This window comes from Rhodococcus sp. 1R11 (assembly GCF_004563845.1).
In the GTDB taxonomy this organism is placed as follows: domain Bacteria; phylum Actinomycetota; class Actinomycetes; order Mycobacteriales; family Mycobacteriaceae; genus Rhodococcoides.
In genome coordinates this window covers 163,191-188,659 of sequence record NZ_SPNG01000007.1, presented here as the reverse complement: position 1 = coordinate 188,659, position 25,469 = coordinate 163,191, and the positions used below count along the sequence as shown (strand labels likewise).

At 64.9% G+C, this 25,469-nt stretch carries 22 protein-coding genes; 10 read left to right on the top strand and 12 right to left on the bottom strand.

Features of this window, described 5'->3' with window-relative positions; all coding sequences use genetic code 11:
• Nucleotides 1-119: 119 nt before the first annotated feature.
• Together E4P29_RS14630 and E4P29_RS14625 are read right to left on the bottom strand one after the other, a co-directional pair.
• A complete protein-coding gene (locus tag E4P29_RS14630; RefSeq protein ID WP_245154341.1) occupies nt 120-1,535 on the bottom strand; it encodes an NlpC/P60 family protein in 1,416 nt (471 codons plus the stop codon).
• A 526-nt stretch (nt 1,536-2,061) separates the two neighbouring features.
• Nucleotides 2,062-2,604, bottom strand: coding sequence for a DUF6676 family protein (locus E4P29_RS14625; RefSeq protein ID WP_135045729.1), 543 nt, complete (start codon nt 2,602-2,604; stop codon nt 2,062-2,064).
• 348 nt (nt 2,605-2,952) lie between these two features.
• Between E4P29_RS14625 and E4P29_RS14620 the strand changes: the two genes are divergently transcribed.
• Complete coding sequence (locus tag E4P29_RS14620) at nt 2,953-5,763, top strand: aconitate hydratase (RefSeq protein WP_135045727.1); 2,811 nt, start codon at nt 2,953-2,955, stop codon at nt 5,761-5,763.
• A gap of 116 nt (nt 5,764-5,879) precedes the next feature.
• On the top strand, nt 5,880-6,461 hold the full coding sequence (locus E4P29_RS14615) for a TetR/AcrR family transcriptional regulator (protein WP_135045725.1): 582 nt from the start codon (nt 5,880-5,882) through the stop codon (nt 6,459-6,461).
• Here the strand turns inward: E4P29_RS14615 and E4P29_RS14610 are convergent.
• Complete coding sequence (locus E4P29_RS14610; RefSeq protein WP_027497030.1) at nt 6,449-8,080, bottom strand: ABC-F family ATP-binding cassette domain-containing protein; 1,632 nt, start codon at nt 8,078-8,080, stop codon at nt 6,449-6,451. The genes E4P29_RS14615 and E4P29_RS14610 overlap by 13 nt on opposite strands.
• A 156-nt stretch (nt 8,081-8,236) precedes the next feature.
• Between E4P29_RS14610 and E4P29_RS14605 the strand changes: the two genes are divergently transcribed.
• Genes E4P29_RS14605 through E4P29_RS14595 form a run of 3 tightly spaced genes read left to right on the top strand, consistent with a single transcriptional unit; the run spans nt 8,237 to nt 11,178 of the window.
• Entirely contained in the window at nt 8,237-9,025 is a 789-nt protein-coding gene (locus E4P29_RS14605) for an SDR family oxidoreductase (RefSeq protein WP_135045723.1), read from the top strand.
• On the top strand, nt 9,022-10,164 hold the full coding sequence (locus E4P29_RS14600) for a lycopene cyclase family protein (protein ID WP_245154331.1): 1,143 nt from the start codon (nt 9,022-9,024) through the stop codon (nt 10,162-10,164). The genes E4P29_RS14605 and E4P29_RS14600 overlap by 4 nt, the downstream gene beginning before the upstream one ends.
• 51 nt (nt 10,165-10,215) lie before the next feature.
• Nucleotides 10,216-11,178, top strand: a complete 963-nt coding sequence (locus E4P29_RS14595; protein WP_135045719.1) for a Ku protein — start codon at nt 10,216-10,218, stop codon at nt 11,176-11,178.
• A gap of 21 nt (nt 11,179-11,199) precedes the next feature.
• Here E4P29_RS14595 and E4P29_RS14590 read toward each other — a convergent pair whose 3' ends face one another.
• Genes E4P29_RS14590 through E4P29_RS14560 form a run of 7 tightly spaced genes read right to left on the bottom strand, consistent with a single transcriptional unit; the run spans nt 11,200 to nt 17,735 of the window.
• Entirely contained in the window at nt 11,200-11,580 is a 381-nt protein-coding gene (locus E4P29_RS14590; protein WP_135045717.1) for a metal-sulfur cluster assembly factor, read from the bottom strand.
• On the bottom strand, nt 11,577-12,074 hold the full coding sequence (gene sufU, locus E4P29_RS14585; protein ID WP_135045715.1) for a Fe-S cluster assembly sulfur transfer protein SufU: 498 nt from the start codon (nt 12,072-12,074) through the stop codon (nt 11,577-11,579). The genes E4P29_RS14590 and sufU overlap by 4 nt, the downstream gene beginning before the upstream one ends.
• Nucleotides 12,074-13,363 (bottom strand): cysteine desulfurase, encoded by a 1,290-nt coding sequence (locus tag E4P29_RS14580; protein WP_135045713.1) that lies wholly within the window; start codon nt 13,361-13,363, stop codon nt 12,074-12,076. The genes sufU and E4P29_RS14580 overlap by 1 nt, the downstream gene beginning before the upstream one ends.
• A gap of 2 nt (nt 13,364-13,365) precedes the next feature.
• The gene (gene sufC, locus E4P29_RS14575; RefSeq protein WP_135045711.1) at nt 13,366-14,142 is read right to left on the bottom strand and encodes a Fe-S cluster assembly ATPase SufC; all 777 of its coding nucleotides are present in this window, start codon (nt 14,140-14,142) and stop codon (nt 13,366-13,368) included.
• A 39-nt stretch (nt 14,143-14,181) separates the two neighbouring features.
• Entirely contained in the window at nt 14,182-15,411 is a 1,230-nt protein-coding gene (gene sufD, locus E4P29_RS14570) for a Fe-S cluster assembly protein SufD (protein ID WP_245154330.1), read from the bottom strand.
• Entirely contained in the window at nt 15,412-16,857 is a 1,446-nt protein-coding gene (sufB, locus tag E4P29_RS14565; RefSeq protein WP_135045709.1) for a Fe-S cluster assembly protein SufB, read from the bottom strand.
• On the bottom strand, nt 16,854-17,735 hold the full coding sequence (locus tag E4P29_RS14560; protein ID WP_209205415.1) for a metalloregulator ArsR/SmtB family transcription factor: 882 nt from the start codon (nt 17,733-17,735) through the stop codon (nt 16,854-16,856). Before E4P29_RS14560 ends, sufB begins: the two co-directional genes overlap by 4 nt.
• A gap of 241 nt (nt 17,736-17,976) precedes the next feature.
• Here E4P29_RS14560 and mptB point away from each other — a divergent pair, with 241 nt between their 5' ends.
• From mptB to E4P29_RS14540, 4 genes are all read left to right on the top strand, one after another.
• Nucleotides 17,977-19,611, top strand: coding sequence for a polyprenol phosphomannose-dependent alpha 1,6 mannosyltransferase MptB (gene mptB, locus E4P29_RS14555; protein WP_209205414.1), 1,635 nt, complete (start codon nt 17,977-17,979; stop codon nt 19,609-19,611).
• An 8-nt stretch (nt 19,612-19,619) separates the two neighbouring features.
• Nucleotides 19,620-20,552 (top strand): ABC transporter ATP-binding protein, encoded by a 933-nt coding sequence (locus tag E4P29_RS14550; RefSeq protein ID WP_135045903.1) that lies wholly within the window; start codon nt 19,620-19,622, stop codon nt 20,550-20,552.
• Nucleotides 20,549-21,349, top strand: a complete 801-nt coding sequence (locus tag E4P29_RS14545) for an ABC transporter permease (RefSeq protein ID WP_135045704.1) — start codon at nt 20,549-20,551, stop codon at nt 21,347-21,349. Before E4P29_RS14550 ends, E4P29_RS14545 begins: the two co-directional genes overlap by 4 nt.
• Before the next feature lie 67 nt (nt 21,350-21,416).
• A complete protein-coding gene (locus E4P29_RS14540) occupies nt 21,417-22,421 on the top strand; it encodes a heme A synthase (protein ID WP_135045702.1) in 1,005 nt (334 codons plus the stop codon).
• 191 nt (nt 22,422-22,612) lie between these two features.
• Here the strand turns inward: E4P29_RS14540 and E4P29_RS14535 are convergent, their stop codons facing one another.
• A complete protein-coding gene (locus E4P29_RS14535) occupies nt 22,613-22,987 on the bottom strand; it encodes a hypothetical protein (protein WP_135045700.1) in 375 nt (124 codons plus the stop codon).
• 135 nt (nt 22,988-23,122) lie between these two features.
• Here E4P29_RS14535 and E4P29_RS14530 point away from each other — a divergent pair, with 135 nt between their 5' ends.
• A complete protein-coding gene (locus E4P29_RS14530; RefSeq protein WP_135045698.1) occupies nt 23,123-24,088 on the top strand; it encodes a quinone oxidoreductase in 966 nt (321 codons plus the stop codon).
• 28 nt (nt 24,089-24,116) lie between these two features.
• Here E4P29_RS14530 and E4P29_RS14525 read toward each other — a convergent pair whose 3' ends face one another.
• Nucleotides 24,117-25,121 carry a heme o synthase gene (locus tag E4P29_RS14525; protein WP_135045696.1) on the bottom strand — a complete coding sequence of 335 codons (1,005 nt, stop codon included), beginning with the start codon at nt 25,119-25,121 and terminating at the stop codon, nt 24,117-24,119.
• Between the last annotated feature and the right edge of the window lie 348 nt (nt 25,122-25,469).

Here is a 25,469-nt window from a genome sequence, read left to right as displayed (position 1 = left end):
ATCAACTATTCCAGGTGATGCTCGCGCGCGCCGAAACCCACCCCTGACCCGCGCGCCGGAGTGGAGCCTGCGGAACGACGCAGAAGTACCCAACATCGACCTCGGGAGTGACAGAGAGCTCAGGACACCATGCGCACGGCGTACGGCGTCATACCGCTGTATCTGACGTCGGAGACCTTGACCACCGATCCGGATTGCGGAGCCTCGAGCATCTTCCCGTCGCCGAGATAGAGCGCGACGTGCTGACTGGCATTCGGTCCGTAGAAGATCATGTCGCCACGCTTCATCTGCGACGACGGAACCTGCTTACCTGCCGTGTACTGGTAGCCGGTGTAGTGGGGCAAGGAGATACCCAGACCTGCGAATGCGTAGATCATGAGTCCGGAGCAGTCGAAGCCGACCTTGTTGTAGTCGCCGTAACTGTCTGCGACTCCGCCGTCTCGGATTCCCTTGGTCGGCCCGTTCTCGTCGCCGCCGCCCCAGGAATACGGAACACCGAGCTGGCTCATCCCGCGGTCGATCGCCAATTCGACGGCCGCGCTGCCCGTGACCGACGGAGTGGTCGAGGGTTTGGGCTTACTGGGGGCAGGTTTGGTCGGAGTCGTCGTGGTTCCGCTCGAACTGTCGGAGTCGGTGGACGAATTCGAATCGTCGTCGACATCCACATGCGAGCGCTGGCCCTCGGCGATCGCGGCGGCTCGCTGTTGCGCAGCCAGGTTGGCCGACACCCGGGCCGCCGCCTGAACCGCGGCCTCGCGAGCGGCAGCTGCTGCTGCGGCCATTGCTGCGTCCTCGGCCGCCTTCTGCGCCTCCCAGTCGCTGTACGCGGCTCGTTGACCTTGAAGACCGGCAACGTTGCTCCGTGCTGCGTCGAGCTCGGTCTGAGCGGCGTCTCGCTGGGACTCGATCGCGGCCTTCTGATCGGCTTCGGCTTGGAGTGCCGCCTGCGCCGCAGCGATGGCCTGCTCGGCCTCGGCCTTCTTCGACTCGGCTTCGGACGCTGCCGCGTCGGCCTGCTGCTTGGATTCGCGAGCGGCGGAGTCCCGGTTCGCCTGCTCGGTGCGGGCCCGCTGGAGGCCGTCGAGCACGGCGTTCTGGCTGTTGGACAGCACCTTCAGAACCTGGGCGCGGTCGAGAACGTCGTCCGGTCCGCTCGAACCGAGAAACGACGCCATCGAGGCGACGCCCGAGCCCTGGGTGTAGCTCGATTTGGCGAATTCGTCGAATTTGCGCTGGGCTGCCTGAATCTGGGTGCCGGCATCGGCGAGGGCCTGCTGCGCTGCTCCCACGACTGCTGCGGCGACGTCGGCGGCGTCCCGTGCGTTCTGCAGATCGACCAGCGCCTTGTTGACGCCTTCTCGCTTCACGGCGACCTCGTCGTCGAGCTGTGCGAGTTGTTGGTTGGCGGATGCGATCGCGTCGATCAGCTGCCCGACCTGCCCCAGGCGTGAGTCGACCGCGCTTCCGGCCGCGGCGATGTCGGTGTCCGACGGGTTGGGTGGAGGCGGCGGTACCGCGGCGGCGACTCCAGGCATGGTCGCGGTCAGCGCGAGAACCAGACCGGCACCTGCCAGTACGAATCGGGTACGGACGAGCGCTCTGCGGCGCGTGCCGCGAACTGGACGTCGGCTCACAAATGTCTCCCTCGGGTCCGGCATTCACTCGGGTCCCGAAAAGACCGTCGTGCCGTCGAGGCGTTCCCCGTTCCCACCCCGATCGCAGGTGACGGTGAACATGTTCGCCGGGCGGGAAAGTGGCGCGCAGCGACACGACAGGTGCGAACCACGTCAGTCACACCCGAAGCAGTGGCCTCCCGAGTTCCCCACGGATGACACCTGCCTTCTGCGACACTCCTTCCCCAGCAGTGCCAATGGCACCGTACGACACTTCGCACACTAAAGAAACTCCAGTCACAAATGACACATTTGTAATTCCACCAGGCACAATGCCGTGAACTCGGGGTTTGCCGAAAACAATTTTTCGAACTTTTTCCGGACCGACGTCCGGCGGAGCACCACCGCGTCGGCGTCGGTCGGTCGAATGACGAATCTGCGCGTTACGTCAGCGCTCGACGGGCTGCGCGTCGTGCTGGTCGGCAGTGGCCGACCGCGCGCGGTAGCGCCGGACCTTCACGGCGGCTGTCAACGCGGCCACGGCGGCGACGATCACCACCAGTCCGCCCGTCAGCAAGCCCCACGGAGTCTGGTCCTCGACGAGGGTGTCGACGAAGTTGTCGGCGGCGACGACGTGATTCCCGGTGTACGTGCGATCCTGTCCGGCTTCGAGTGTCACTCGGCTGATCGAGTCGCTGAACGTTCCGACCTGGCCCGGGCTCAGCACCAGCACCGTTCCGCCTTCGCGGGCACCGACCGCAGTGGCGAGATCGCGCAGCTGCGAGTCGTGGCGTGGTTCGTCGGGGACGATCACGATGCTCAGATCGATTCCGTGGTCCTCGGCTCGGTTCACGGCGGCAGTCAGCCCGTCCTGCTCGTCCGCAGGAGCGCTGACTCTCGACTCACGCACCGTGGCGACGATGGAGTCGACGTCCACACCTGCCGGGATATCGGTGGCAAGCGGGGAAACAGCGTGGATCGGCTCAGGCATCTCTCGTCCAGTCGGTAGGAACCAGTCGCGTGGAACCCTACGTCACAGCGCAGTCGATTCTCGGGAGGCAGGCACACCCGACGCGGCAAACTGAGGCCGCCCTTCATTGCGTCGCACGGAGCACTACGTGAGGATTGTGACGCGGGTCGTTCTCTCGGTGTCCGCCGCGAAAACAACCCGCACGTTTTCACAGGACAAGCGTACTGTTAGACTTTCATCGAGACACTGCCCGAGCGTCCGCAGGCAATACGTACGCCGGATGCCATGCCGAGACACACGGACAGAGCCTCGCTTCAACCGTCGACACAGCCCCGTCGGCGGTGTGCCTCATAGACGAGTGGAGCTGAAGTGACCGCAAGTAACAATTCATTCGGTGCAAAGGGCACCCTCGAAGTCGGAGAGAACTCGTACGAGATCTTCCGTCTGTCGGCCTTGCCCGGTGCCGAGAAACTGCCCTATGCGCTGAAGGTCCTCGCGGAGAACCTCCTTCGCACCGAGGACGGTGCCAACATCACCGCCGACCACATCCGCTCGATCGCTTCGTGGGATCCGTCCGCGGAGCCGAGCTTCGAAATCCAGTTCACCCCTGCACGCGTCATCATGCAGGACTTCACCGGCGTTCCGTGCATCGTCGACCTCGCCACCATGCGTGAGGCCGTCACCACCCTCGGCGGCGACCCCAACAAGGTCAACCCCCTCTCCCCCGCCGACATGGTCATCGACCACTCGGTCATCCTCGACGTCTTCGGCCGCGCCGATGCCCTCGAGCGCAACGTCGACCTCGAATACGAGCGCAACGGCGAGCGCTACCAGTTCTTGCGTTGGGGACAGGGCGCCTTCGACGACTTCAAAGTCGTCCCCCCGGGCATGGGCATCGTGCACCAGGTCAACATCGAGTACCTGGCACCGACCATCATGACCCGCAAGGGCCAGGCATACCCCGACACCTGCGTCGGCACCGACTCGCACACCACGATGGTCAACGGCCTCGGTGTGCTCGGCTGGGGCGTCGGCGGCATCGAAGCCGAGGCAGCCATGCTCGGCCAGCCCGTCTCGATGCTCATCCCCCGCGTCGTCGGTTTCAAGCTCTCCGGTGAGATCCAGCCCGGCGTCACCGCGACCGACGTGGTGCTGACCGCGACCGAGATGCTGCGCAAGCACGGCGTCGTCGGTAAGTTCGTCGAGTTCTACGGCGAGGGCGTGGCCGAGGTTCCGCTCGCGAACCGCGCCACCCTGGGCAACATGAGCCCGGAGTTCGGTTCCACCGCAGCCATCTTCCCGATCGACGAAGAGACGATCAACTACCTGCGCCTCACCGGCCGCAGCGACGAGCAGCTCGCTCTCGTCGAGGCGTACGCCAAGGAACAGGGCATGTGGCACGACCCGAAGAACGAAGCCGTGTACTCCGAGTACATCGAGCTCGACCTCAACACGGTCGTCCCGTCCATCGCAGGCCCGAAGCGCCCGCAGGACCGAATCCTGTTGTCCGAGTCCAAGGTTGCGTTCCGCAAGGACATCCACAACTACGTGGAGGAGAACCACCCGGCGCACGAGGGTGACAGCAAGCTGGACGAGGCCCTCAACGAGTCGTTCCCGGCCAGCGACCCCGCTTCGCTGAGTTTCGCGGAAGACGATGCAGTCGACGTGCGGTCGGCCGCATACGGCTCCGAAGGTCGCCCGAGCAAGCCGGTTCGTGTCATCACCGACGAAGCAGGCGAGTTCGTTCTCGACCATGGTGCTGTGGTGGTGGCAGGCATCACCTCCTGCACCAACACCTCGAACCCGTCGGTCATGCTCGGCGCAGCACTGCTCGCTCGCAACGCCGTCGAGAAGGGCCTGTCCACCAAGCCCTGGGTCAAGACCAACATGGCACCCGGCTCGCAGGTCGTGACCGACTACTACGAGAAGGCCGGCCTGTGGCCGTACCTCGAGAAGCTCGGTTACTTCCTGGGCGGCTACGGCTGCACCACGTGCATCGGCAACACGGGCCCGTTGCTCGAGCCGATCTCGAAGGCGATCAACGACAACGATCTTTCGGTGACCGCCGTGCTGTCGGGCAACCGCAACTTCGAGGGTCGCATCTCCCCCGACGTCAAGATGAACTACCTGGCGTCGCCGCCTCTGGTCATCGCCTACGGCCTGGCGGGCACGATGGACTTCGACTTCGAGACCGACGCGCTCGGTAACGACCACGAAGGCAACCCGGTGTTCCTCAAGGACATCTGGCCGTCGTCGCAGGAGATCGAGGACACCATCAAGTCGTCGATCAGCCGGGACATGTTCAGTAAGTCCTACGAGACGATCTTCGCCGGTGACAGCCGCTGGCAGAACCTGTCGACCCCCGAGGGCGACACGTTCGAGTGGGATCCCAACTCGACGTACGTGCGTAAGCCTCCGTACTTCGACGGCATGACGATGGACCCGGCTCCGGTCGAGGACATCAAGGGTGCCCGCGTGCTGGCCTTGCTCGGCGATTCGGTCACCACCGACCACATCAGCCCGGCAGGACCCATCAAGGCGGGCACGCCTGCCGCTCAGTACCTCGATTCACACGGCGTCGAGCGCAAGGATTACAACTCGCTCGGATCGCGCCGCGGTAACCACGAGGTCATGATTCGCGGAACGTTCGCGAACATCCGTCTGAAGAACCAGTTGCTCGACGACGTCTCGGGTGGCTACACCCGCGACTTCACCCAGGACGGTGGCCCGCAGTCGTTCATCTACGACGCGTCGCAGAACTACCAGAAGGCCGGCATTCCGCTGGTCGTACTGGGCGGCAAGGAGTACGGCTCGGGAAGCTCGCGTGACTGGGCGGCCAAGGGCACCTCGCTCCTCGGCGTCAAGGCCGTCATCACCGAGTCGTTCGAGCGCATCCACCGCTCCAACCTCATCGGCATGGGCGTCGTTCCGCTGCAGTTCCCGGCCGGCGAGAGCGCAGCGTCGCTCAAGCTCGACGGCACCGAGACGTTCGACATCGTCGGCGTCGAAAAGCTGAACGAGGGCACCACCCCGAAGACGATGGCAGTGACCGCGACCAAGGAGGACGGAACCAAGGTCGAGTTCGACGCCGTGGTCCGTATCGATACCCCCGGTGAAGCGGACTACTACCGCAACGGCGGAATCCTGCAGTACGTCCTCCGCAACATGATCAGAGGCTAGTCACACGGCACTGTAGACAGACGCCACGCACAGCGATGGGCCCGGAACTCGATACGTGTTTCGGGCCCATCGCCGTATCGGTACGGGCCCTTCATCGGAAAGTAGGAGTTTCACACGTGCCCAAGGTCAGTGAAGACCACCTGGCGGCCCGCCGCAGCGAGATTCTCGACGGTGCGCGTAAATGCTTCGGAGAGTTCGGCTACGAGGGCGCGACGGTGCGACGCCTCGAAGAGGCGACAGGCCTCTCCCGCGGAGCCATCTTTCACCACTTCAAGGACAAGGACGGTCTCTTCCTCGCGTTGGCGCAGGAGGACGCCCGGCGTATGGCAGAGGTCGCCTCGACGCAGGGTCTGGTTCAGGTGATGCGAGACATGCTGGCCCAGCCGGAGCAGTTCGAGTGGCTCGGAACGCGGCTCGAGATCACCCGACGACTACGAACCGACGCCGACTTCCGAACCAGCTGGGCCGAGCGTTCGGCCGAACTGACCGACGCGACGCTCGGCCGACTCGAGCGCCAGAAGACGGCAGGAAAACTACGCGACGACGTTGCCAACGACGTTCTGGCCGACTACCTGGACCTGGTTCTGGACGGTCTGGTCGCCAGAATCGCGTCGGGTAACGGCGGGTCGAACCTGTCGGCGATTCTGGATCTGGTCGAGGAATCGGTGCGCAGGCGCGACCCGGGTCAGGCCAGCTGAATCAGTTCCAGGTAGTCCTGCGACCAGTGGTCCTCGGTGCCGTCGGGAAGGAGGATGACTCGTTCCGGTGAGAGCGCCTCGGCGGCACCCGGATCGTGAGTCACCAGAACGACAGCACCCTTGTAACTGCGCAGTGCGTCGAGAACCTGCTCGCGTGAGATCGGATCGAGGTTGTTGGTCGGTTCGTCGAGTAGCAGAACGTTCGCAGCCGAAGACACCAGCCCGGCCAGCGCCAGACGCGTCTTCTCGCCGCCGGACAGCGTTCCTGCGGGCTGTTCGAGCTGGGGTCCGGTGAACATGAAGGCACCGAGTAGCGATCTGAGCTCCTGCTCGCCGGTGTCGGGTGCCGCATGCCGGATGTTTTCCCACACCGACGCCATGTCGTCGAGGGTGTCGTGCTCCTGGGCGAAGTAACCTACGCGCATGCCGTGGCCGGGTTCGATCTCTCCGGTGTCGGCCTTCTCGGTTCCGGCCAGAATGCGCAGCAGTGTCGTCTTACCGGCACCGTTGAGCCCGAGCACCACCACGCGGCTCCCCCGGTCGATCGCCAGATCGACGCCGGCAAAGATCTCCAGCGACCCGTACATCTTGGTCAGGTTCTTGGCCATCAACGGTGTCTTGCCGCAGGGGGCAGGCTCAGGAAAGCGAATGTGCGCAACCTTGTCCGATACGCGCTCCGCATCGAGGTTGGCCATCAACTTGTCTGCTCGCTTCGCCATATTCTGTGCCGCAACGGCTTTGGTTGCCTTGGCACCCATCTTGGCGGCCTGGACGCGCAGCGCACCTGCCTTCTTCTCCGCGTTCGCTCGCTCGCGACGGCGCCGTTGCTCGTCCGTGGCGCGTGCGTCGAGGTACTTCTTCCAGTTCATGTTGTAGATGTCGGCCTCACCGCGCACTGCATCGAGGAACCACACCCGGTTCACGACATCACCGAGCAGTTCGACATCGTGACTGATCACGATGAGTCCGCCCTCGTGGTTCTGCAGGAAACTGCGCAACCAGGTGATGGAATCGGCGTCGAGGTGGTTGGTGGGCTCGTCGAGCAGCAATGTGGTGTTCGAGCGTCCGCCACTGCCGTCGGACGCGGCGAACAGAATGCGAGCAAGTTCGACGCGTCGGCGCTGACCACCGGACAGGGTCCGCAGCGGTTGACCGAGAATGCGGTCGGCCAAGCCGAGGCTGTTGCAGATGCGGGCCGCTTCGCTCTCTGCTTCGTAGCCGCCGAGGGACGCGAACCGCTCTTCCAGCTCGCCGTATTTACGGACGGCCTTGTCGAGCAATGTCTCGTCGGCAACCTCGGCCATCAGCGCCTGCTGCTTCTCCATACTGTGCAGGAGGGTGTCCAGCCCGCGGGCCGACAGCACCCGGTCTTTGGCCAGCACGTCCAGATCGCCCTCTTTGGGATCCTGCGGGAGGTAGCCGAGGTCGCCGGTACGTACTACCTCGCCGGCATAAGGTTCACCCTCACCCGCCAGGATGCGCAGCGTGGTGGTCTTTCCGGCGCCGTTGCGGCCGACCAGCCCGATGCGGTCACCTGCCTGCACGCGGAGCGCGGGCCCCTCGGTGGACAGAAGGGTCCGCACACCGGCACGAACTTCGAGGTCGGTGGCGGTGATCACGCGTGAGCTCCTAGCGATTGCCGAACAAAATGGTTGCTCGTCGACCGACGAGCAAGCAATGAAAGCGCCGAAGGTCGGCACAGCAAACCCCCATTTTAGCTCAGCATTCACGTGCCTCTACCCAGGAACGCAGGTGACCCCGGTAACGTCTGAGCGATGACCGACGTCCCCGATACGGCCGCTGCCCGCCCAGCCCTGCCCCTCGACCTCACCGGACGGACCGCACTGGTCACCGGGGGCAGTCGAGGCATCGGCCGAGCGATCGCCGCAGAACTGCTCGCACGCGGCGCCAACGTGGCCATAACTGCACGCAAGCGGGAACAGTTGCTGGCCGTCGCGGCGGAACTCGGCGGCTCCGTACTCGCGCTGGACGGTAACGCGGGCGACTCGGAACACCGGCGCACTGCGGTGGACCGCACCGTCGAGACCTTCGGCTCGCTGGACATCCTGGTCAACAACACCGGTATCAACCCCGTCTACGGCTCGCTGATGGATGCCGACCTCGTCGGTGTCAGCAAGATTTTCGACACCAACGTCGTCGGCACGCTCGGCTTCGTGCAGAACGCGTTCCATGCGTGGATGGGTGAGCACGGCGGTGCGGTCGTCAACATCGCCAGCGTCGCAGGCATCCGCTCCACCGGAGTCATTGCCGCGTACGGCGCATCCAAAGCTGCGCTGATCCGGCTCACCGAGGAGCTGGCATGGCAGCTCGGGCCGAAGATTCGCGTCAACGCGGTGGCGCCGGGCGTGGTGAAGACCAAGTTCGCCGAGGCGTTGTTCGCCGGCGGCGAGGAAGCAGCAGCAGCCGGCTACCCGATGAAGCGACTCGGTACCCCAGATGACGTGGCATCGCTCGTCGCGTTCCTGGTCTCGGACGCGTCCTCGTGGATCACCGGCGAGACGGTGCGCGTCGACGGTGGCCTGCTCGCCACCGGCGGAATGTGAGCGACCTGTCAGCCGACGTCGCGGTGGTCGGCCTGGGACCGGCGGGTCGCGCGATCGCCCACCGCTGCGCGGCCGCGGGAATGGACGTTCTCGCAGTCGATCCGCACCCGTCTCGAACCTGGACGCCGACCTACTCGGCATGGGCGGACGAATTGCCGTCATGGCTGTCGGAGTCAGCAGTCGCCTCGACTGCGTGCAGGCCCGCTGTATGGACCGATCGGCACCGCGTCATCGACCGCACCTACTGCGTGCTCGACACGCGTGCCCTGCAGACCTCACTGTCTCTCGACCTCGTCCGAGTGCAAGCGGGCACCGCAGTCGATGTCACCGGCACCCGCGTCACCACCGTCGACGGAACCGTCGTCACTGCTCGCCACGTCGTCGATGCGCGGGGGACGCTCGACTCGCGTGATCTGGCGCAGCAGACGGCCTACGGAATCGTCGTAGATCGCGAACGCGCTGAGCCCATTTTGGAAGGCTCCGACGCCTGGTTCATGGACTGGCGCACCGACAACGGCGTACGACCCGGTGAAGTCCCGAGTTTTCTCTATGCCGTCGCGCTCGACGATCGACGCGTTCTGCTCGAAGAAACATGTCTGGTCGGCAGGCCTGCCCTCCACCTCGATGCACTCCGGACTCGTCTGCATCATCGTCTCGCCCGACGCGATCTCGTGCCGACCGGGACCGAGTACGTGGAGCGGGTGCGCTTTTCGGTCGAACCTCCGCCGCGCTCGCGGCTGCGCACCCCACGAAGCGGGCCCGTCTTGTTCGGGTCGCGGTCGAATCTGATGCATCCAGCGACGGGATACAGCGTCGCGGCGTCGTTGGCGTCCGCGGATCACCTGGTCGACGGATTTCGTACCGGCAAGCCGGGAAGCCGACGCGCACTCCACACCTGGACGGTGCAGAAGCTACGCAACCTGGGGCTGCGCACTGCGCTGAGCCTCGAGCCGGAGATGGTGCCGCAGTTCTTCGCCAGCTTCTTCTCGCTGCCGGTAGAACTGCAACGCTCGTACCTGTCCGGTCACGACGACGCCATCGGGACCATGACCGCAATGCTGAGAATGTTTCCCACCCTTCCGGTCTCGGCCAGGCTGGCCATCGCACGCACCGTCGTCCACGCTCCGAGACGCGGCTGAGTTTCTCGTCAACGGTCGACACACAGGTGCCCGGTCGGCGATCATGAACACATGCGCAGCATTTGGAAAGGCTCGATCGCCTTCGGACTCGTCAACGTGCCGGTCAAGGTCTACTCGGCCACCGAGCAACACGACATCCGGTTCCATCAAGTGCACGCGAAGGACGGTGGACGAATCAAGTACGACCGCATCTGTCAGGAGTGCGGGAAGTCGGTTCAGTTCGCCGACATCGACAAGGCGTACGACTCCCCCGACGGCGAGCGTGTGATCCTCACCGACGACGACTTCGACAAACTCCCCGCTGCCGAGAAGCACGAGATCCCGGTGCTCGAATTCGTTCCGACCGAGCAGATCGATCCGATCCTTTACGACAAGAGTTACTTCCTGGAGCCCGACTCGTCGTCGCCCAAGGCATACGTACTGCTGCGTGAGACGCTGGAAGAAACCGAACGCACCGCGCTCGTGCATTTCACGCTGCGACAGAAGACGCGGCTGGCAGCACTCCGGGTCCGGGACAACGTGCTGGTCATCCAGACTCTTCTGTGGCCGGACGAGGTGCGGGCAGCAGAATTCCCGTCACTCGACGACGCACCGTCGGCGCGTCCACAAGAAGTGAAGATGGCGACGTCGCTGGTCGAGAGTATGTCCTCGGAGTTCGATCCGACGGAGTACACCGACGATTACCAGATCGAACTGCGCAAACTGATCGACGAGACTCTGGCGAACGGTGGCGAGAAGGTCATCCACACCGAGGCCGAATCCGAGGACGACGGCGAAGACGCGGAGGTCGTGGATCTGGTGGCGGCCCTCCAGCGCAGCGTCGAAGCCGCGGGGAAGAACGCGAAGTCGGGGTCCGATTCGTCGACGTCACAATCGTCGTCGTCCAAGACACCGGCCAAGAAGACTGCTGCCAAGAAGACCACCGCGCGAAAGACCCCGGCGAAAAAAGCTCCGGCAAAGAAGGCCGCAGCGAAAAAGGCTGCCCCGTCCACCGATGAAGCGAAGGGTGCATGACGGGGCAGCGAGAGTCGACCGTCAGACGGTGAAGCCGAGAGCCCGAAGCTGCTCGCGTCCGTCGTCGGTGATCTTGTCCGGTCCCCACGGCGGCATCCAGACCCAGTTGATCTTCAGGTCGGCGGCGAGCCCACTGCGCACGAGCGCACCACGGGCCTGATCCTCGATGACGTCGGTCAACGGACAGGCCGCCGACGTCAGTGTCATGTCGACGGTCACGATGTCCTCGGCGTCGATCTTGATGTCGTAGACCAGACCGAGATCGACGACGTTGATTCCCAGCTCGGGGTCGACGACGTCGCGCATCGCTTCTTCGAGGTCCTCGAGCACCTTGATCTCGTCGGCGGTGAGTTCCACCGGCGTCGTCGTCGGAGCCGGTGTGGTCTCTGTTGCGTCGGTCATGATTGCTGTCCTCCGGAAAGTGCCGACTGGGCGATCCCGCCCGTCGTAGCTGGCGTATCTGCGTCCACTACTTGAACAACCGCATCCTTGAAAGCCATCCAACCCAGCAAGGCGCACTTCACGCGAGCCGGATACTTGGCCACACCGGCGAACGCAATGCCGTCGCCGATGACGTCTTCGTCTCCCTCGACGGTACCTCTGCTGCCGACCATCTCGCTGAACGAATCCACTGTCTTCAAGGCGTCCTCGACCGACAATCCGACCACCTGATCGGTCAGCACCGACGTGGCGGCTTGGCTTATCGAGCAACCTTGGCCGTCGTACGAGACGTCTGCAACGGTGCCGTTGTCCACGTGAACCCGCAGAGTCACCTCGTCACCACACGTGGGATTGACGTGGTGCACCTCCGCGCCGAACGGCTCGCGCAGTCCACGACCGTGCGGATGCTTGTAGTGATCGAGAATCACTTCCTGGTACATCTGTTCCATTCGCATCAGGCGCGTCCCTCCTCACTGCGGTCGGTGCCGAAGAACGTTTGCGCGCGGCGTATCGCGTTCGCCAACACCTGGACTTCCTCGACGGTGTTGTACAACGCGAAGGACGCCCGCGCGGTCGCTGCCACTCCGAAGCGCCGGTGCAGCGGCCATGCGCAATGATGCCCGACGCGAATGGCGACGCCTTCGTCGTCGAGAATCTGCCCCAGGTCGTGTGCGTGGATACCGTCGACGACGAACGACACCGCAGAACCACGGTCGACGTTCTCCGTCGGGCCGATGACTCGAACGCCGTCGATCTTTGCAAACTCGGCGAGAGTCGCTGCGACCAAGGTCTTTTCGTGAGCTGCCACGGCGTCGATGCCGATGTTGTCGAGGTACCGTACGGCGGCACCGAGCCCGATGACCTGCGACGTCATGGGCACACCGGCCTCGAAGCGTTGTGGCGGCGGCGCGAACGTCGTCTTCTCCATCGTGACCGTCTCGATCATCGACCCGCCGGTGATGAACGGCGGCATCGCCTCGAGCAATGCGGCCTTGCCGTACAACACTCCGACACCCGAGGGTCCCAGCATCTTGTGGCCGGAGAACGCTGCGTAGTCGACATCGAGGTCGTGGAAATCGACCTTCATGTGGGGCACCGACTGGCACGCGTCGAGGACGACGAGCGCGCCGACAGCTCGGGCGCGACGCACCAACTCCTCGACGGGAGCGACGGCACCGGTCACGTTCGACTGGTGGGTGAAGGCGACGACCTTCACCGCGGACGACAATTCCAGCGAGTCGAGGTCGATTCGACCGTCGTCGGTCACGCCGTACCACCGCAGGGTTGCGCCGGTACGGGCCGCAAGCTCTTGCCACGGAACGAGATTGGCGTGGTGTTCGATTTCGGTGACGACGATCTCGTCCCCGGGCCCGAGATGACGATCGAAGCGCTGATCGGCCAGGACGTACGTCACCAAGTTCAGCGACTCGGTCGCGTTCTTGGTGAAGACGATCTCGTCGACGTCTGCACCGACGAACTCGGCGATAGCCGCCCGGGCTCCCTCGTAGGCGTCGGTGGCTTCTTCGGCCAGTTGATGCGCCCCGCGGTGCACTGCCGCGTTACAAGTGGTGAGGAACTCGCGTTCGGCGTCGAGTACCTGCACCGGCCGCTGTGAGGTTGCGCCGGAATCCAGATACACCAACGGCTTTCCGTCGCGGACGGTGCGCGAGAGGATAGGAAAATCGCGGCGAACGGCAGCGACATCGAACGATGCCGCTACCGCCACAGCTGCCGATGCAGCCATACTCATGCTCCGGTGGTCGCGGCCTGCGTGTAGCCGGCGTAGCCGTTGGCCTCGAGCTCGTCGGCCAACTCGGCACCGCCGGACTTGACGATCTCACCGTTGACGAAGACGTGCACGAAATCGGGCTTGATGTAGCGAAGAATGCGGGTGTAGTGCGTGATCAGCAGCACTCCCCCGTTTTCGCGTTCCTTATACTTGTTGACGCCCTCGGACACCACTCGCAGAGCGTCGACGTCGAGGCCGGAGTCGGTCTCGTCGAGGATCGCGATCTTGGGCTTGAGCAGTCCCAGCTGGAGAATCTCGTGCCGCTTCTTCTCGCCGCCGGAGAAGCCCTCGTTGACGTTGCGCTCGAGGAAGTTGGCCTCGATCTCGAGTTCGCTCATGGCGGTCTTGGCTTCCTTGACCCAGTGCCGCAGCTTGGGGGCTTCGCCGCGCACGGCGGTGGCGGCGGTGCGCAGGAAGTTCGACATCGACACGCCGGGCACCTCCACCGGGTACTGCATCGCCAGGAACAGGCCTGCGCGGGCGCGCTCGTCGACGCTCATCTCGAGCACGTCTTCACCGTCGAGGGTGATGGTGCCCGAGGTGACGGTGTACTTCGGGTGGCCCGCAATGGCGTACGACAAGGTGGACTTACCGGAGCCGTTGGGCCCCATGATCGCGTGGGTCTCGCCGGACTTCACGGTCAGATCGACACCTTTGAGGATGTCGATCGGCTCGGCGGACGAGTCGGTGTTGGCGACGCTGACGTGCAGATCGCGGATTTCGAGTGTGGACATCAAAGTTCCTTTGTGCAGTCGAGAAAGGTTCGGGTGGACCTACGCGCCGACGACGGCGAGTTCGGTCTCGATGGCAGCGTCGAGACGCTCGCGTACGGCGGGGACCGGAATCTTGTCGATGATTTCGTGGAAGAAGCCGCGGACGACCAGTCGGCGGGCCACCTCCTCCGAGATGCCGCGAGCGCGCAGGTAGAACAGCTGCTCGTCATCGAATCGGCCGGTAGCACTGGCGTGCCCTGCCCCGACGATCTCGCCGGTTTCGATTTCCAGGTTCGGCACCGAATCGGCGCGGGCACCGTCGGTGAGCACGAGATTTCGGTTCAGTTCGTACGTCTCGGTGCCCTCGGCCTCGGCGCGGATGAGAACGTCGCCGATCCATACGGTGTGCGCGTCGACGGTGCCGGGTCCGGTTTCACCCTGGAGCGCACCCTTGTACATCACGTTCGACTTGCAGTGCGGAGCCGAATGGTCGACAAGCAGACGCTGCTCGAGATGCTGGCCGGCGTCGGCGAAGTACACACCGAGCATGTTCGCGTCACCGCCGGGTGCGCTGTAGCGCACGGTCGGGCTGATGCGCACCAGATCGCCGCCGAGGCTGACGTTGTAATGGCGCAACACCGAGTCACGTCCGAGCAGGGCGTGATGAGCGGCCACGTGCACAGCGTCCGACTGCCAGTCCTGGATCAGCACGACATGCAACTGCGAGCTGTCACCCAGCACGAACTCGACGTTCTCGGCGTACGTGCCGCTGCCGCGCTGATCGATCACCACGGTGGCGCGAGCAAACGTGCCGAGACGAATCTGCACGTGTCCGTAGGCGACGTGGTCGACGCCCGGTCCGTCGATCGTGATCTCGATCGGATCCGCTACCTCGACCTCGTTCGGAACACTGACGATCGTTGCCTCGGCGAAGGCCGAGTATGCCTGCGCAGCAATCCGATCGGCAGGCACGCCGGCCTTCCCGAGTCGATCGTCATCGCGTCCCACGGTCTCCACGACCACCTGGTCGGCAGCACCGACGGTGACCTGAGCGGTCCCGTCGGCGACGGCGGAACCGTCGTGCAGGCCGCGAAGGCGACGCAGCGGCGTGAAGCGCCACAGCTCGTCACGGCCCGACGGCACCTCGAACGCGTTCACGTCGTACGACGTGAACTGAGCGCCCTTGTTCGCGACGAGCTTCGACTTGTCTTCCTTGGCGGAATCGGGGTTCTCGGATGCCGGGTTTTCCGATGCCACAGCACCCATGACTCCGGTGAGGGGGTTGTTCACTTATCCGACCGACCCTTCCATCTGCAACTCGATGAGCCGGTTGAGCTCGAGCGCGTATTCCATCGGCAGTTCGCGAGCAATGGGCTCGACGAATCCGCGAACGACCATTGCCATCGCTTCGTCCTCGGTCATGCCGCGGCTCATCAGGTAGAACAACTGATCGTCACTGACCTTCGAGACCGTGGCCTCGTGACCCATCGACACGTCGTCCTCACGGATGTCGACGTACGGGTAGGTGTCCGACCGACTGATCGTGTCGACCAGCAGGGCGTCGCACTTGACCGTCGAACGCGAGCCGTGAGCGCCCTTGTTGATCTGGATCAGACCGCGGTAGGACGTCCGTCCACCGCCACGGGCGACGGACTTGCTGACGATGTTCGACGACGTGTGCGGTGCCAGGTGCAGCATCTTGGAACCGGTGTCCTGGTGCTGATCGGGCCCTGCGAACGCAACCGAGAGAACCTCGCCCTTGGCGTATTCGCCGGTCATCCACACAGCCGGGTACTTCATGGTGACCTTGGAGCCGATGTTGCCGTCGACCCACTCCATCGTTGCGCCTGCTTCTGCCTTGGCGCGCTTGGTGACCAGGTTGTAGACGTTGTTCGACCAGTTCTGAATGGTCGTGTACCGGCAACGACCACCCTTCTTGACGATGATCTCGACCACGGCGGAGTGCAGCGAATCCGACTTGTAGATCGGGGCGGTGCAGCCCTCGACGTAGTGCACGTAGGCACCCTCGTCGACGATGATCAGCGTGCGCTCGAACTGGCCCATGTTCTCGGTGTTGATCCGGAAGTAGGCCTGCAGCGGGATGTCGACGTGCACGCCCGGCGGGATGTAGATGAACGATCCACCGGACCACACTGCGGTGTTCAACGCAGAGAACTTGTTGTCGCCTGCCGGAATGACGGTGCCGAAGTACTCGCGGAACAGCTCCGGCTGCTCCCTGAGTGCGGTGTCGGTGTCGAGGAACAACACGCCCTGCGCCTCGAGATCCTCACGGATCGAGTGGTAGACGACCTCGGACTCGTACTGCGCGGCGACACCGGACACGAGGCGCTGCTTCTCGGCCTCGGGGATGCCGAGCTTGTCGTACGTGTTCTTGATGTCCTCGGGCAGGTCGTCCCACGTGGCAGCCTGCTTCTCGCTGGACCGCACGAAGTACTTGATGTTGTCGAAGTCGATGCCGTCCAGGTCGGAACCCCAGTTGGGCATGGGCTTGCGGTCGAAGGCCTTGAGCGCCTTCAGGCGGGCTTCGAGCATCCACTCGGGCTCGCTCTTCTTGGCCGAGATGTCACGAACGACGGCCTCGGACAAGCCGCGCTTCGCGCTTGCGCCGGCCACGTCGGAATCGGCCCAGCCGTATCCGTAGGTGCCGAGCGAGGCGATGGTCTCGTCCTGAGTCAGCGGCGCGGCGGGTGTCACCTGGTCTGGTGTGACGGTCATGCGGGCTCCTTCCGGAGGCGTGTGCGTTCTCCGACGCGGGGCTGCGTGTCGGAGGTCATCTTGTGTGAACTATCTGTCGATACGTCGGTATCGGATCGACCGCTCCTCGATCGGGTCGTGGTGAGCGGTACGTGTGTGGTGCAGGCGCAGTTGCCGTTCGCGATGGTGGCAAGACGCTGCACGTGCGTGCCGAGGATCTCGGCGAACGCGGCCTGTTCTGCCTCGCACAATTCGGGAAACTCCGCCGCGACGTGCGAGACCGGGCAGTGGTGTTGGCAGATCTGCACTCCGTTGCCGACCTGTCGCGTGGTGGCCGAAAAGCCCGCTGCGCTGAACGCATCGGCAATTCGTCCCGCCGCGGTCTCCACGGCATGTGCGTCGGAGCCGGTTGCGGGTTCGACGTCAGCAACGATGGTGTTGACGCGTTGACGTGCGAACGTTTCGATCGCGTCGTTGCCGCCGATCTTGCGCAGTTGCCGCATCGCAGCTCCGGCCAGATCGTCGTAGGTGTGGCCCAGGCGATTACGGCCGGCGGCGGTGAGTTGGAAATGCTTGGCAGGTCGGCCGCGTCCACGCTGACGGGCTCCGGCCGGGGTGGTGATCCTGGCCTCGCCTGCATCGATGAGCGCGTCGAGGTGACGTCGAACACCAGCGGCACTCAACCCCAGGCGGGTGCCGATGTCCGACGCGGTGATGGGGCCTTCTTCGAGCAGTAGGGTGACCACCGCGCCCCGGGTCTGACCCTCGGGGGCCGATGCCGGTCGCACCGACGACGCGCCTGCTCCGGCGGTCGAGGGATCGACACTTTCCGGACGCACGAGCGAACTCTCGGTTGTTTTCACAACACCAGTGTGACGGAATTGTTTTACCTGGTCCAGCAAGGGTGCCCTATCCCATGTGCGATTCCCGGCCGGGCGACGCAGGCCGCGGAGTCCGGAGGACCGGGTGAATCGCGCACGGGCACACCGTTACGCTCCCACTGTGCCATCGACCGAGAGTGAGCAGAGTTCCGAGAACTCGCCTTCCGCGACCGGTGCCAGCTCGTTCCCCGATCCGAAGCACCCCGAATCCGACCGCGCCACCGTGCTGCAGAGGGTGATTCTCACCCCTGCTCGGCGCGTGTTCGGCCTGGAACAGACCCCTCCGGGTGCCGGTGTCGCCACGCTGCACGGCGACGAGCCGGAGGCACCCGGTCTCGATCCTGCCGAGACCGTTCAACTGCGCAACATTCGCCGCTTCGGAGCCGCGGGTGCCCTGTTGATGGCGATCGGCGCTCTCGGCGCGGGTGCGCAGCCGGTGCTGCAGAACCCCATCGCAGGCGTCCGATTGTTGAGTCTGCCGTCGCGCATGGCCACGTCGGCTCTGACCGTGACGATGACGGGGACCGTGCTCGTGGTGCTCGCGTGGCTGCTGCTCGGCAGGTTCGCACTGGGGCAGACGCGTTCGGGGGCCACTCCCCGCCGTTTGAGCCGGTCCCAGATGGACCGGACGCTGCTGCTGTGGATCCTGCCGCTCACGGTTGCACCGCCGATGTTCTCGCGCGACGTCTACTCATACCTCGCGCAGAGTGAGATCACCGCCCGCGGCCTCGACCCCTACGACATCGGCCCGGTGAACGCGCTCGGGGCCGACAACGTCCTGACCCGAACAGTCCCCAACATCTGGCGTGAGACCCCCGCACCCTACGGCCCACTGTTCCTGTGGATGGGTCGCGGGATCACGTACTTGACCGGCGAGAACATCGTCGCCGGCATCTTCCTGCACCGACTGCTCGCGTTGGCGGGAGTCGCGCTGATCGTCTGGGCGCTGCCACGTCTCGCGCGCCGCTGCGGAGTCGCGTCGGTCACGGCACTGTGGCTCGGTGCCGCGAACCCGCTGTTGCTGTTCCACCTGGTCGCCGGAATTCACAACGAGGCCCTGATGATCGGTCTCATGCTTGCGGGTACCGAACTGGCGCTGCGTGCGATCGAGCGCCCGGGTGCCTTGCGCAGCACCGATATCGCGTTCCTCGTCGGCGGAGCGGGTGTGATCGCACTTTCGTCGACGATCAAGATCCCTTCGCTGATCGCGCTGGGGTTCGTCGGCATGGCGCTGTCGAGACGGTGGGGCGGCACACTGAGATCGGTCGCATACGCTGCGCTGCTGCTCGGCACGATCGCCGTCGCCGTCCAAGTCGTCGTGAGCCTGGGTAGCGGACTCGGATTCGGTTGGATACACACTCTGGGTACCGCGGGGGTGGTGCGCAGCTGGATGTCGATTCCCACGATTCTCGGCCTGGCTACCGGATTCGTCGGCGTGCTGCTCGGCCTCGGCGATCACACCACTGCTGTGTTGAGTCTCACTCGACCGATCGCAGCCGTCGTCGCCGGCGTCATCGTCATCCGCATGCTCGTCGCTGTCCTGAGGGGCCGACTGCACTCGGTGGGAGCGCTGGGGGTGGCGCTGGGAGCAGTGGTTCTGCTGTTCCCGGTAGTCCAGCCCTGGTACCTGCTGTGGGCGGTGATTCCGCTGGCCGCATGGGCCACCACTCCGTCCTTCCGGCGTCCTGCCATCGCCTTCTCGTCCTTGGTCAGCGTGATCCTGATGCCGAACGGCAGCGAGTACCAGCCGTTCCAGATCGTGCAGGCCGCAGTGATGACCATCCTGACCATCGTCGTGTTGTATCTGCTGACACGGAACCGGCTGCCGTGGCCCACGCGCAGCGGACCACCGGCACCCGAGCGACGCACCGACGAATACGCTGAGTCCTCGTGATCTCCGGGATGTCGAATGCAGCGCAACCTGTCGTGCAGTTGACCGACGTGCGCAAGTCCTACGACGGCACCACCGCCGTCGACGGACTGAGTCTGAGCATCGGTGCCGGTGAGGTTCTCGCGCTGCTCGGCCCCAACGGAGCCGGAAAGACCACCACCGTCGAGATGTGCGAAGGCTTCGTCGTACCCGACAGCGGCACGGTCAGAATCCTGGGCCTCGACCCCATAGCCGAATCCGCACAGCTCAGACCGCGCATCGGCGTCATGCTTCAGGGCGGCGGTGCCTACCCGGGATCCAAGGCAGGCGAAATGCTCGAGCTCGTCGCCTCGTACTCGGCCGACCCTCTCGACACGGCGTGGCTCCTCGACTGCCTCGGCCTGACCTCGGCGGTCCGCACGCCCTATCGCCGGTTGTCCGGTGGCCAGCAGCAGCGGCTTGCCTTGGCCTGTGCCATCGTCGGCCGCCCCGAGTTGGTGTTTCTGGACGAACCGACAGCGGGACTCGACGCCCAGGCTCGACTGCTGGTGTGGGAGTTGATCGACGCACTTCGACGCGACGGCGTCGGCGTCCTGCTGACGACACATCTGATGGACGAGGCCGAGCAGCTTGCGGACCGGTTGACGATCATCGACAACGGTCGCGTCGTCGCCTCCGGATCTCCGTCCGAGCTCACCAAGCAAGGAGCCGAGGGACAGTTGCGCTTCTCCGCTCCCCCCGGTCTCGAACTGTCCCTGCTCGACGCGGCCCTGCCCTCCGGTTACGTACCTTCGGAGACATCACCGGGGTCGTACGTGGTCACCGGAGTGATCGAGCCGCAGATCCTGGTCGTCGTCACCTCGTGGTGCGCACAGCAGAACGTGTTGGCGACGGAGTTGCAGGTCGATCAGCGGCGGCTCGAGGACGTGTTCCTCGAACTGACCGGCAGAGAATTGAGGATGTGACGGTGCGCAGAGAAGCCCGGCTCGCCGACAACCGTTTCGAGACAGGACTGTTCGCGCCGCGCCCACAGCCGGCGTCGGCCGCACGGATGCTGTTCGCGCAGTCACGTCTCGAGTTGAAGTTGTTGCTACGCAACGGTGAGCAGCTGCTGTTGACGATGTTCATTCCGATCACACTCTTGATCGGACTCACCCTGCTGCCGTTCGGCGAGCTCGGCGACGACCGTGTCGCGCGGGTCGTGCCGGCGGTGATGATGGTGGCCATCATGTCGACAGCATTCACCGGACAGGCGATCGCCGTCGGGTTCGATCGACGGTACGGTGCCCTCAAGAGACTCGGTGCCACGCCGCTCCCCCGCTGGGGAATAATCGGCGGCAAGTCGGTAGCCGTCGTGATCGTCGTGATCATGCAGTCGGTTCTGCTGGGCGCGATCGGCGTCGCGCTGGGCTGGCGACCGAGTGCGGCAGGCCTGCTGCTCGGCGCGGTCGTCATCGCTCTGGGAACGGTGACGTTCGCCTCGATGGGGTTGCTGCTCGGCGGCACTCTGCGGGCGGAGATCGTGTTGGCGCTGGCCAACGTCGCCTGGTTCGTGATGCTCGGGATCGGCAGCGCGGTGTTCGTCGACGATCAGATCCCGCAGGGCCTGCAGAACGTTGCACGGATCGTCCCGTCCGGCGCGCTCGGCGAGGCGCTCAACCGCGGCGTGGCCTCGTCCTTCGACCTCTTCGGGGTCGCCGTGCTGATCGTCTGGGCTGCAGTCTGCGGCACTCTCGCGGTCCGAACGTTCAAATTCACCTGAGCGAGTCTTCCCGCCGGCCGCTCTACCCAACGACGCTGTGTAGTTGATCGGCGTTTACCATCGTGGAGTGCCCTACCTCCTACGGAAGCTCTACGGCGTATTTCTGCGCCTCGTGGCCTATCTGCCCCTGACCTCGCTGCGGGTACAGCGAGTGCTGGCATTCATCGCCATCCTCACCCAGGGCGGCATAGCCGTCACCGGGGCGGTGGTTCGAGTGACCGGCTCCGGGCTCGGGTGCCCCACCTGGCCGCAGTGCTTCCCCGGAAGTTTCACGCCGGTCGGAGTGTCCGAGGTACCGGTGCTGCATCAGGCCGTCGAGTTCGGCAACCGACTGCTCACCTTCGTGGTGGTCATCGCCGCTGCGGCCGTCGTTCTCGCTGTAACCCGTGCGGCTCGGCGGCGCGAGGTCCTGCTGTTCGCGTGGTTCATGCCGCTCGGCACCGTCGTGCAGGCCGTCATCGGCGGCTTCACCGTGCTGACCGGACTGTTGTGGTGGACGGTGGCCATTCACCTCGTGGTGTCGATGGCGATGGTCTGGCTGGCTACTCTGCTCTTCGTCAAGGTGGGTGAGACCGACGCTGCGCCGGACTCGCTGCCCACCGTCCCCGCGGCGCTACGTGGGCTCACTGCCCTGTCCGGCGTCGCGCTGACCGGCGTACTGATCGCCGGGACGATGGTGACCGGTGCCGGCCCGCACGCCGGCGACAAGAGCATCGAAGAGCCGGTACCGCGTCTGGGCATCGAGATCGTCACGCTGGTGCACGCGCACTCACAATTCTTGGTCGGGTATCTCGCGCTGCTCGTCGGGCTCGGCTTCGCGCTGTACGCGGTCGGCGCGCCGACCGCGGTCAAGAAGCGATTGCACGTTCTGGTGGCGATCGTGCTGGCCCAGTCCCTGATCGGTCTGGTGCAGTACTTCACCGGGGTGCCCGCTGTACTCGTCGCGTTCCACGTTGCCGGTGCCGGAGCCTGCACGGCTGCCACGGCTGCACTGTGGGCCTCGTGCAGAACACGCGGCCCTGCGGTTGCCGACCGGGAAGACGACGTCGACAGGGTCGCCGCAGCGTCCTGAGGCCCAACAGTCTCCGGGTGCCGACTGGCGAACACCGGCTCGGAGACTGGGTTTCGAAACACAGCAGCTTCGAATTACAGCGGAGGGGCAGCCGACCTCCCCCTCAGATGGCCGACTGCCCCTCCACTGACTTCGACGCACCGGCAGGCGAGATGGTTCCCGTCGAATCGAAACAGTTTTGCGAGCGGGGTTTACCCGACGATGGCCTGATTACGGGCCTTGGGGAACTTCTTCTGTCGGGCGACCCAGCCGGCCATCTTCTCGTAGTGGCCGGGTGCCGGATTGACCGAACTGACCAGCTCGCGGTCCCACTCCGCCTCGGTCAGTTCGTCGAACCGGGCAACGATCGCGTGTGCCACCGCTGTCGACGGAACCACCTGATCTCCGAGCACTCCGTCGGCACCGATGAGAGTCAGCCGGGTTCCCGCCCGACCGATGGGTTGGATCACCACGTTGGCCGAGTTGCCATGATCGGCGAGGAAAGCCTTCACCGCCGCGAGAGTTCCCTTGGGAACCTCGTTGGACGTGTCCTTCTCGTTGCCCGCACTGTCGATTTCGGTAGCCATGCAGACACGATACCGAGGTCGTCCACCGTGGCGGCATCGGCCCGACGAATCGCTACTGCTCGGTAACTTGTCTCCCCCGTCCTGGGAGCGCGCGTCCGCCCTCGAACTCACTTCGCTCCCGTGTAGAACAGGGGTATGCGCGCCATTCGAGTAGACAACACCGGCGGACCCGAAGTCCTGGTCGTCGTGGACGTTCCCATTCCCGAGCCCGGACCAGGGCAGGTTCTCGTACGAGTCGACGCCATCGGCATCAACTACATCGACACCTACTTCCGTAGTGGTCTGTATCCACGGTCGCTGCCCTACATCCCCGGCGACGAGGGTTCCGGAGTTGTCCACGAGGCCGGTCCGGACGTCACCGCATTCGCTCCTGGAGACCGCATCGCCTGGGCGGCGGCACCGGGTAGCTACGCCGAATTCGTGCTCGTCGACGCCTCTTCGGCCATCTCCGTTCCCGACGGCGTTCCGCCCGATCAGGCGGCGTCGGCGCTGCTCCAGGGCATTACTGCGCATTACCTGATCGAGTCCACCTACCCGGCGCGCAGCGGCGACACGGTCCTGGTGCACGCGGGCGCGGGAGGCGTCGGTCTTCTGCTGACCCAGATGGCGGTCAGAAAAGGCGTGCGAGTCATCACGACGGTGTCCACCGATGCCAAAGCAGATCGGTCCGCCCAGGCCGGCGCTGCCCACGTACTTCGCTACGACGACGACATCGCGGCCCGGGTCCGCGAACTCACCGGCGGCGAGGGCGTCCACGCCGTCTACGACGGTGTCGGAGCCGACACGTTCGACGCAAGTCTGGCGTCGCTGCGTATCAGCGGCACGTTGGCCTTGTTCGGTGCTGCGAGCGGCCCCGTGCCGCCCCTCGACCCGCAACGTCTCAACGGTGCCGGATCGGTGTTCCTGACCAGGCCCACCCTGGCGCATCACATACGGGACCGAGCCGAGCTCGAATGGCGTGCGGGCGATGTGTTCGACGCGTTGTCGAGCGGCGCTCTGACGGTCGAGGTCGGCGCCCGTTATGCGCTCGAAGATGCCGCGCAGGCACACACCGACCTGCAGGCGCGCAAGACGACCGGATCGATCGTTCTCGTCCCCTGAGCAGGTGCCGAAGTAAGGAGGCGCTCGCTCAGGAGACCAGCTGGGCGAGCGTCTGCCAGCCGAGGACAGAATCGACGGCGAGACCGCAGAACACCAGCGCCAGATATTCGTTGGACAGAATGAACAGCTTGAGTGGCTTCACCGGAGTTCCCGCACGCACGCCTGCGTACAGGCGGTGCGCTACGACGAGGAACCAGACTCCCGACGTCACTGCGACAACCGCGTAGACGACGCCCGAGCCGGGCGCGAGTGCCAGCGTCGCAGCAACCGTGGCCCACGCATAGAGCACGATGTGCTTGGTGACCTTGGTCTCCGACGCGACGGCGGGAAGCATCGGCACGTTCGCCGCCTGGTAGTCCTCCTTGTAGCGAAGCATCAAGGCCCAGGTGTGCGGTGGTGTCCACAAGAAGATGACCAGGAACATCACGAGCGCTTGCCAACCGATCGTGCCGGTGACCGCAGACCAGCCGATCATGACCGGCATGCAACCCGCGGCTCCGCCCCACACCACGTTCTGCGATGTTCGACGCTTGAGCACCAGGGTGTAGACGAAGATGTAGAAGCAGATCGTGACGACGGCCAACACGCCGCTGAGAAGGTTGGTCGTCGCCCAGAGCCAGAAGAACGAGAACACCCCCAGCACCAGACCGAACACCAGTGCGTGCGACACAGGCATCGCACCGCGGGCCAACGGCCGCTTCTCGGTGCGTTTCATCACCTTGTCGATGTCTGCGTCCACCACCATGTTCAAGGTGTTCGCGCTGGCAGCGGCCAACATTCCACCGAACAGAGTGGTGAGAATCAGCCACGGGTCCACGTGACCCCGATCGGCCAGCAGCATCGCGGGAATGGTCGTGACAAGGAGTAGTTCGATGACCCGAGGCTTCGTCAGCGCGACATAGGCCAGGAACAGAGCCCACGCTCTGCGCGGTGCCGACGCCGGTGCGGTGTGCTCGGTGTCGCCCTGGTCGTCTGCTCCGAATCCGGGGCCGCCGGCGAAACCGTGTCCGCCCGGCTGCTGCCCAATTCGCACTGCGTCTCCTCGCACGACTGTCGTTCTCTGGCGCTCGGCCACTTGCCACGCGCCGTCGGGCACGCGGGTTCGTTCCTGGCGGCCGACCGATCCTGGGAGAACCCGCCTCACGAGGACCTCGGCCACCGACGCGCACGCGGATGGTCCCGGTTCGGAAATTGCCCCCGGGAGCCGTCGAACATGCGCCTACTACGGACGATGGTAGACGGCGGGGTTTGCACGTCCAATTCGCAGGGCACCCAAACCGAGGAACGACGCGGCGACACCACAGGTTCGTGCTCCGACGGGGGAAGGCACGACAGTAGGGTCGGACGGAACTAGGCTGGTGGGGGACGTCCTTCGGCATCG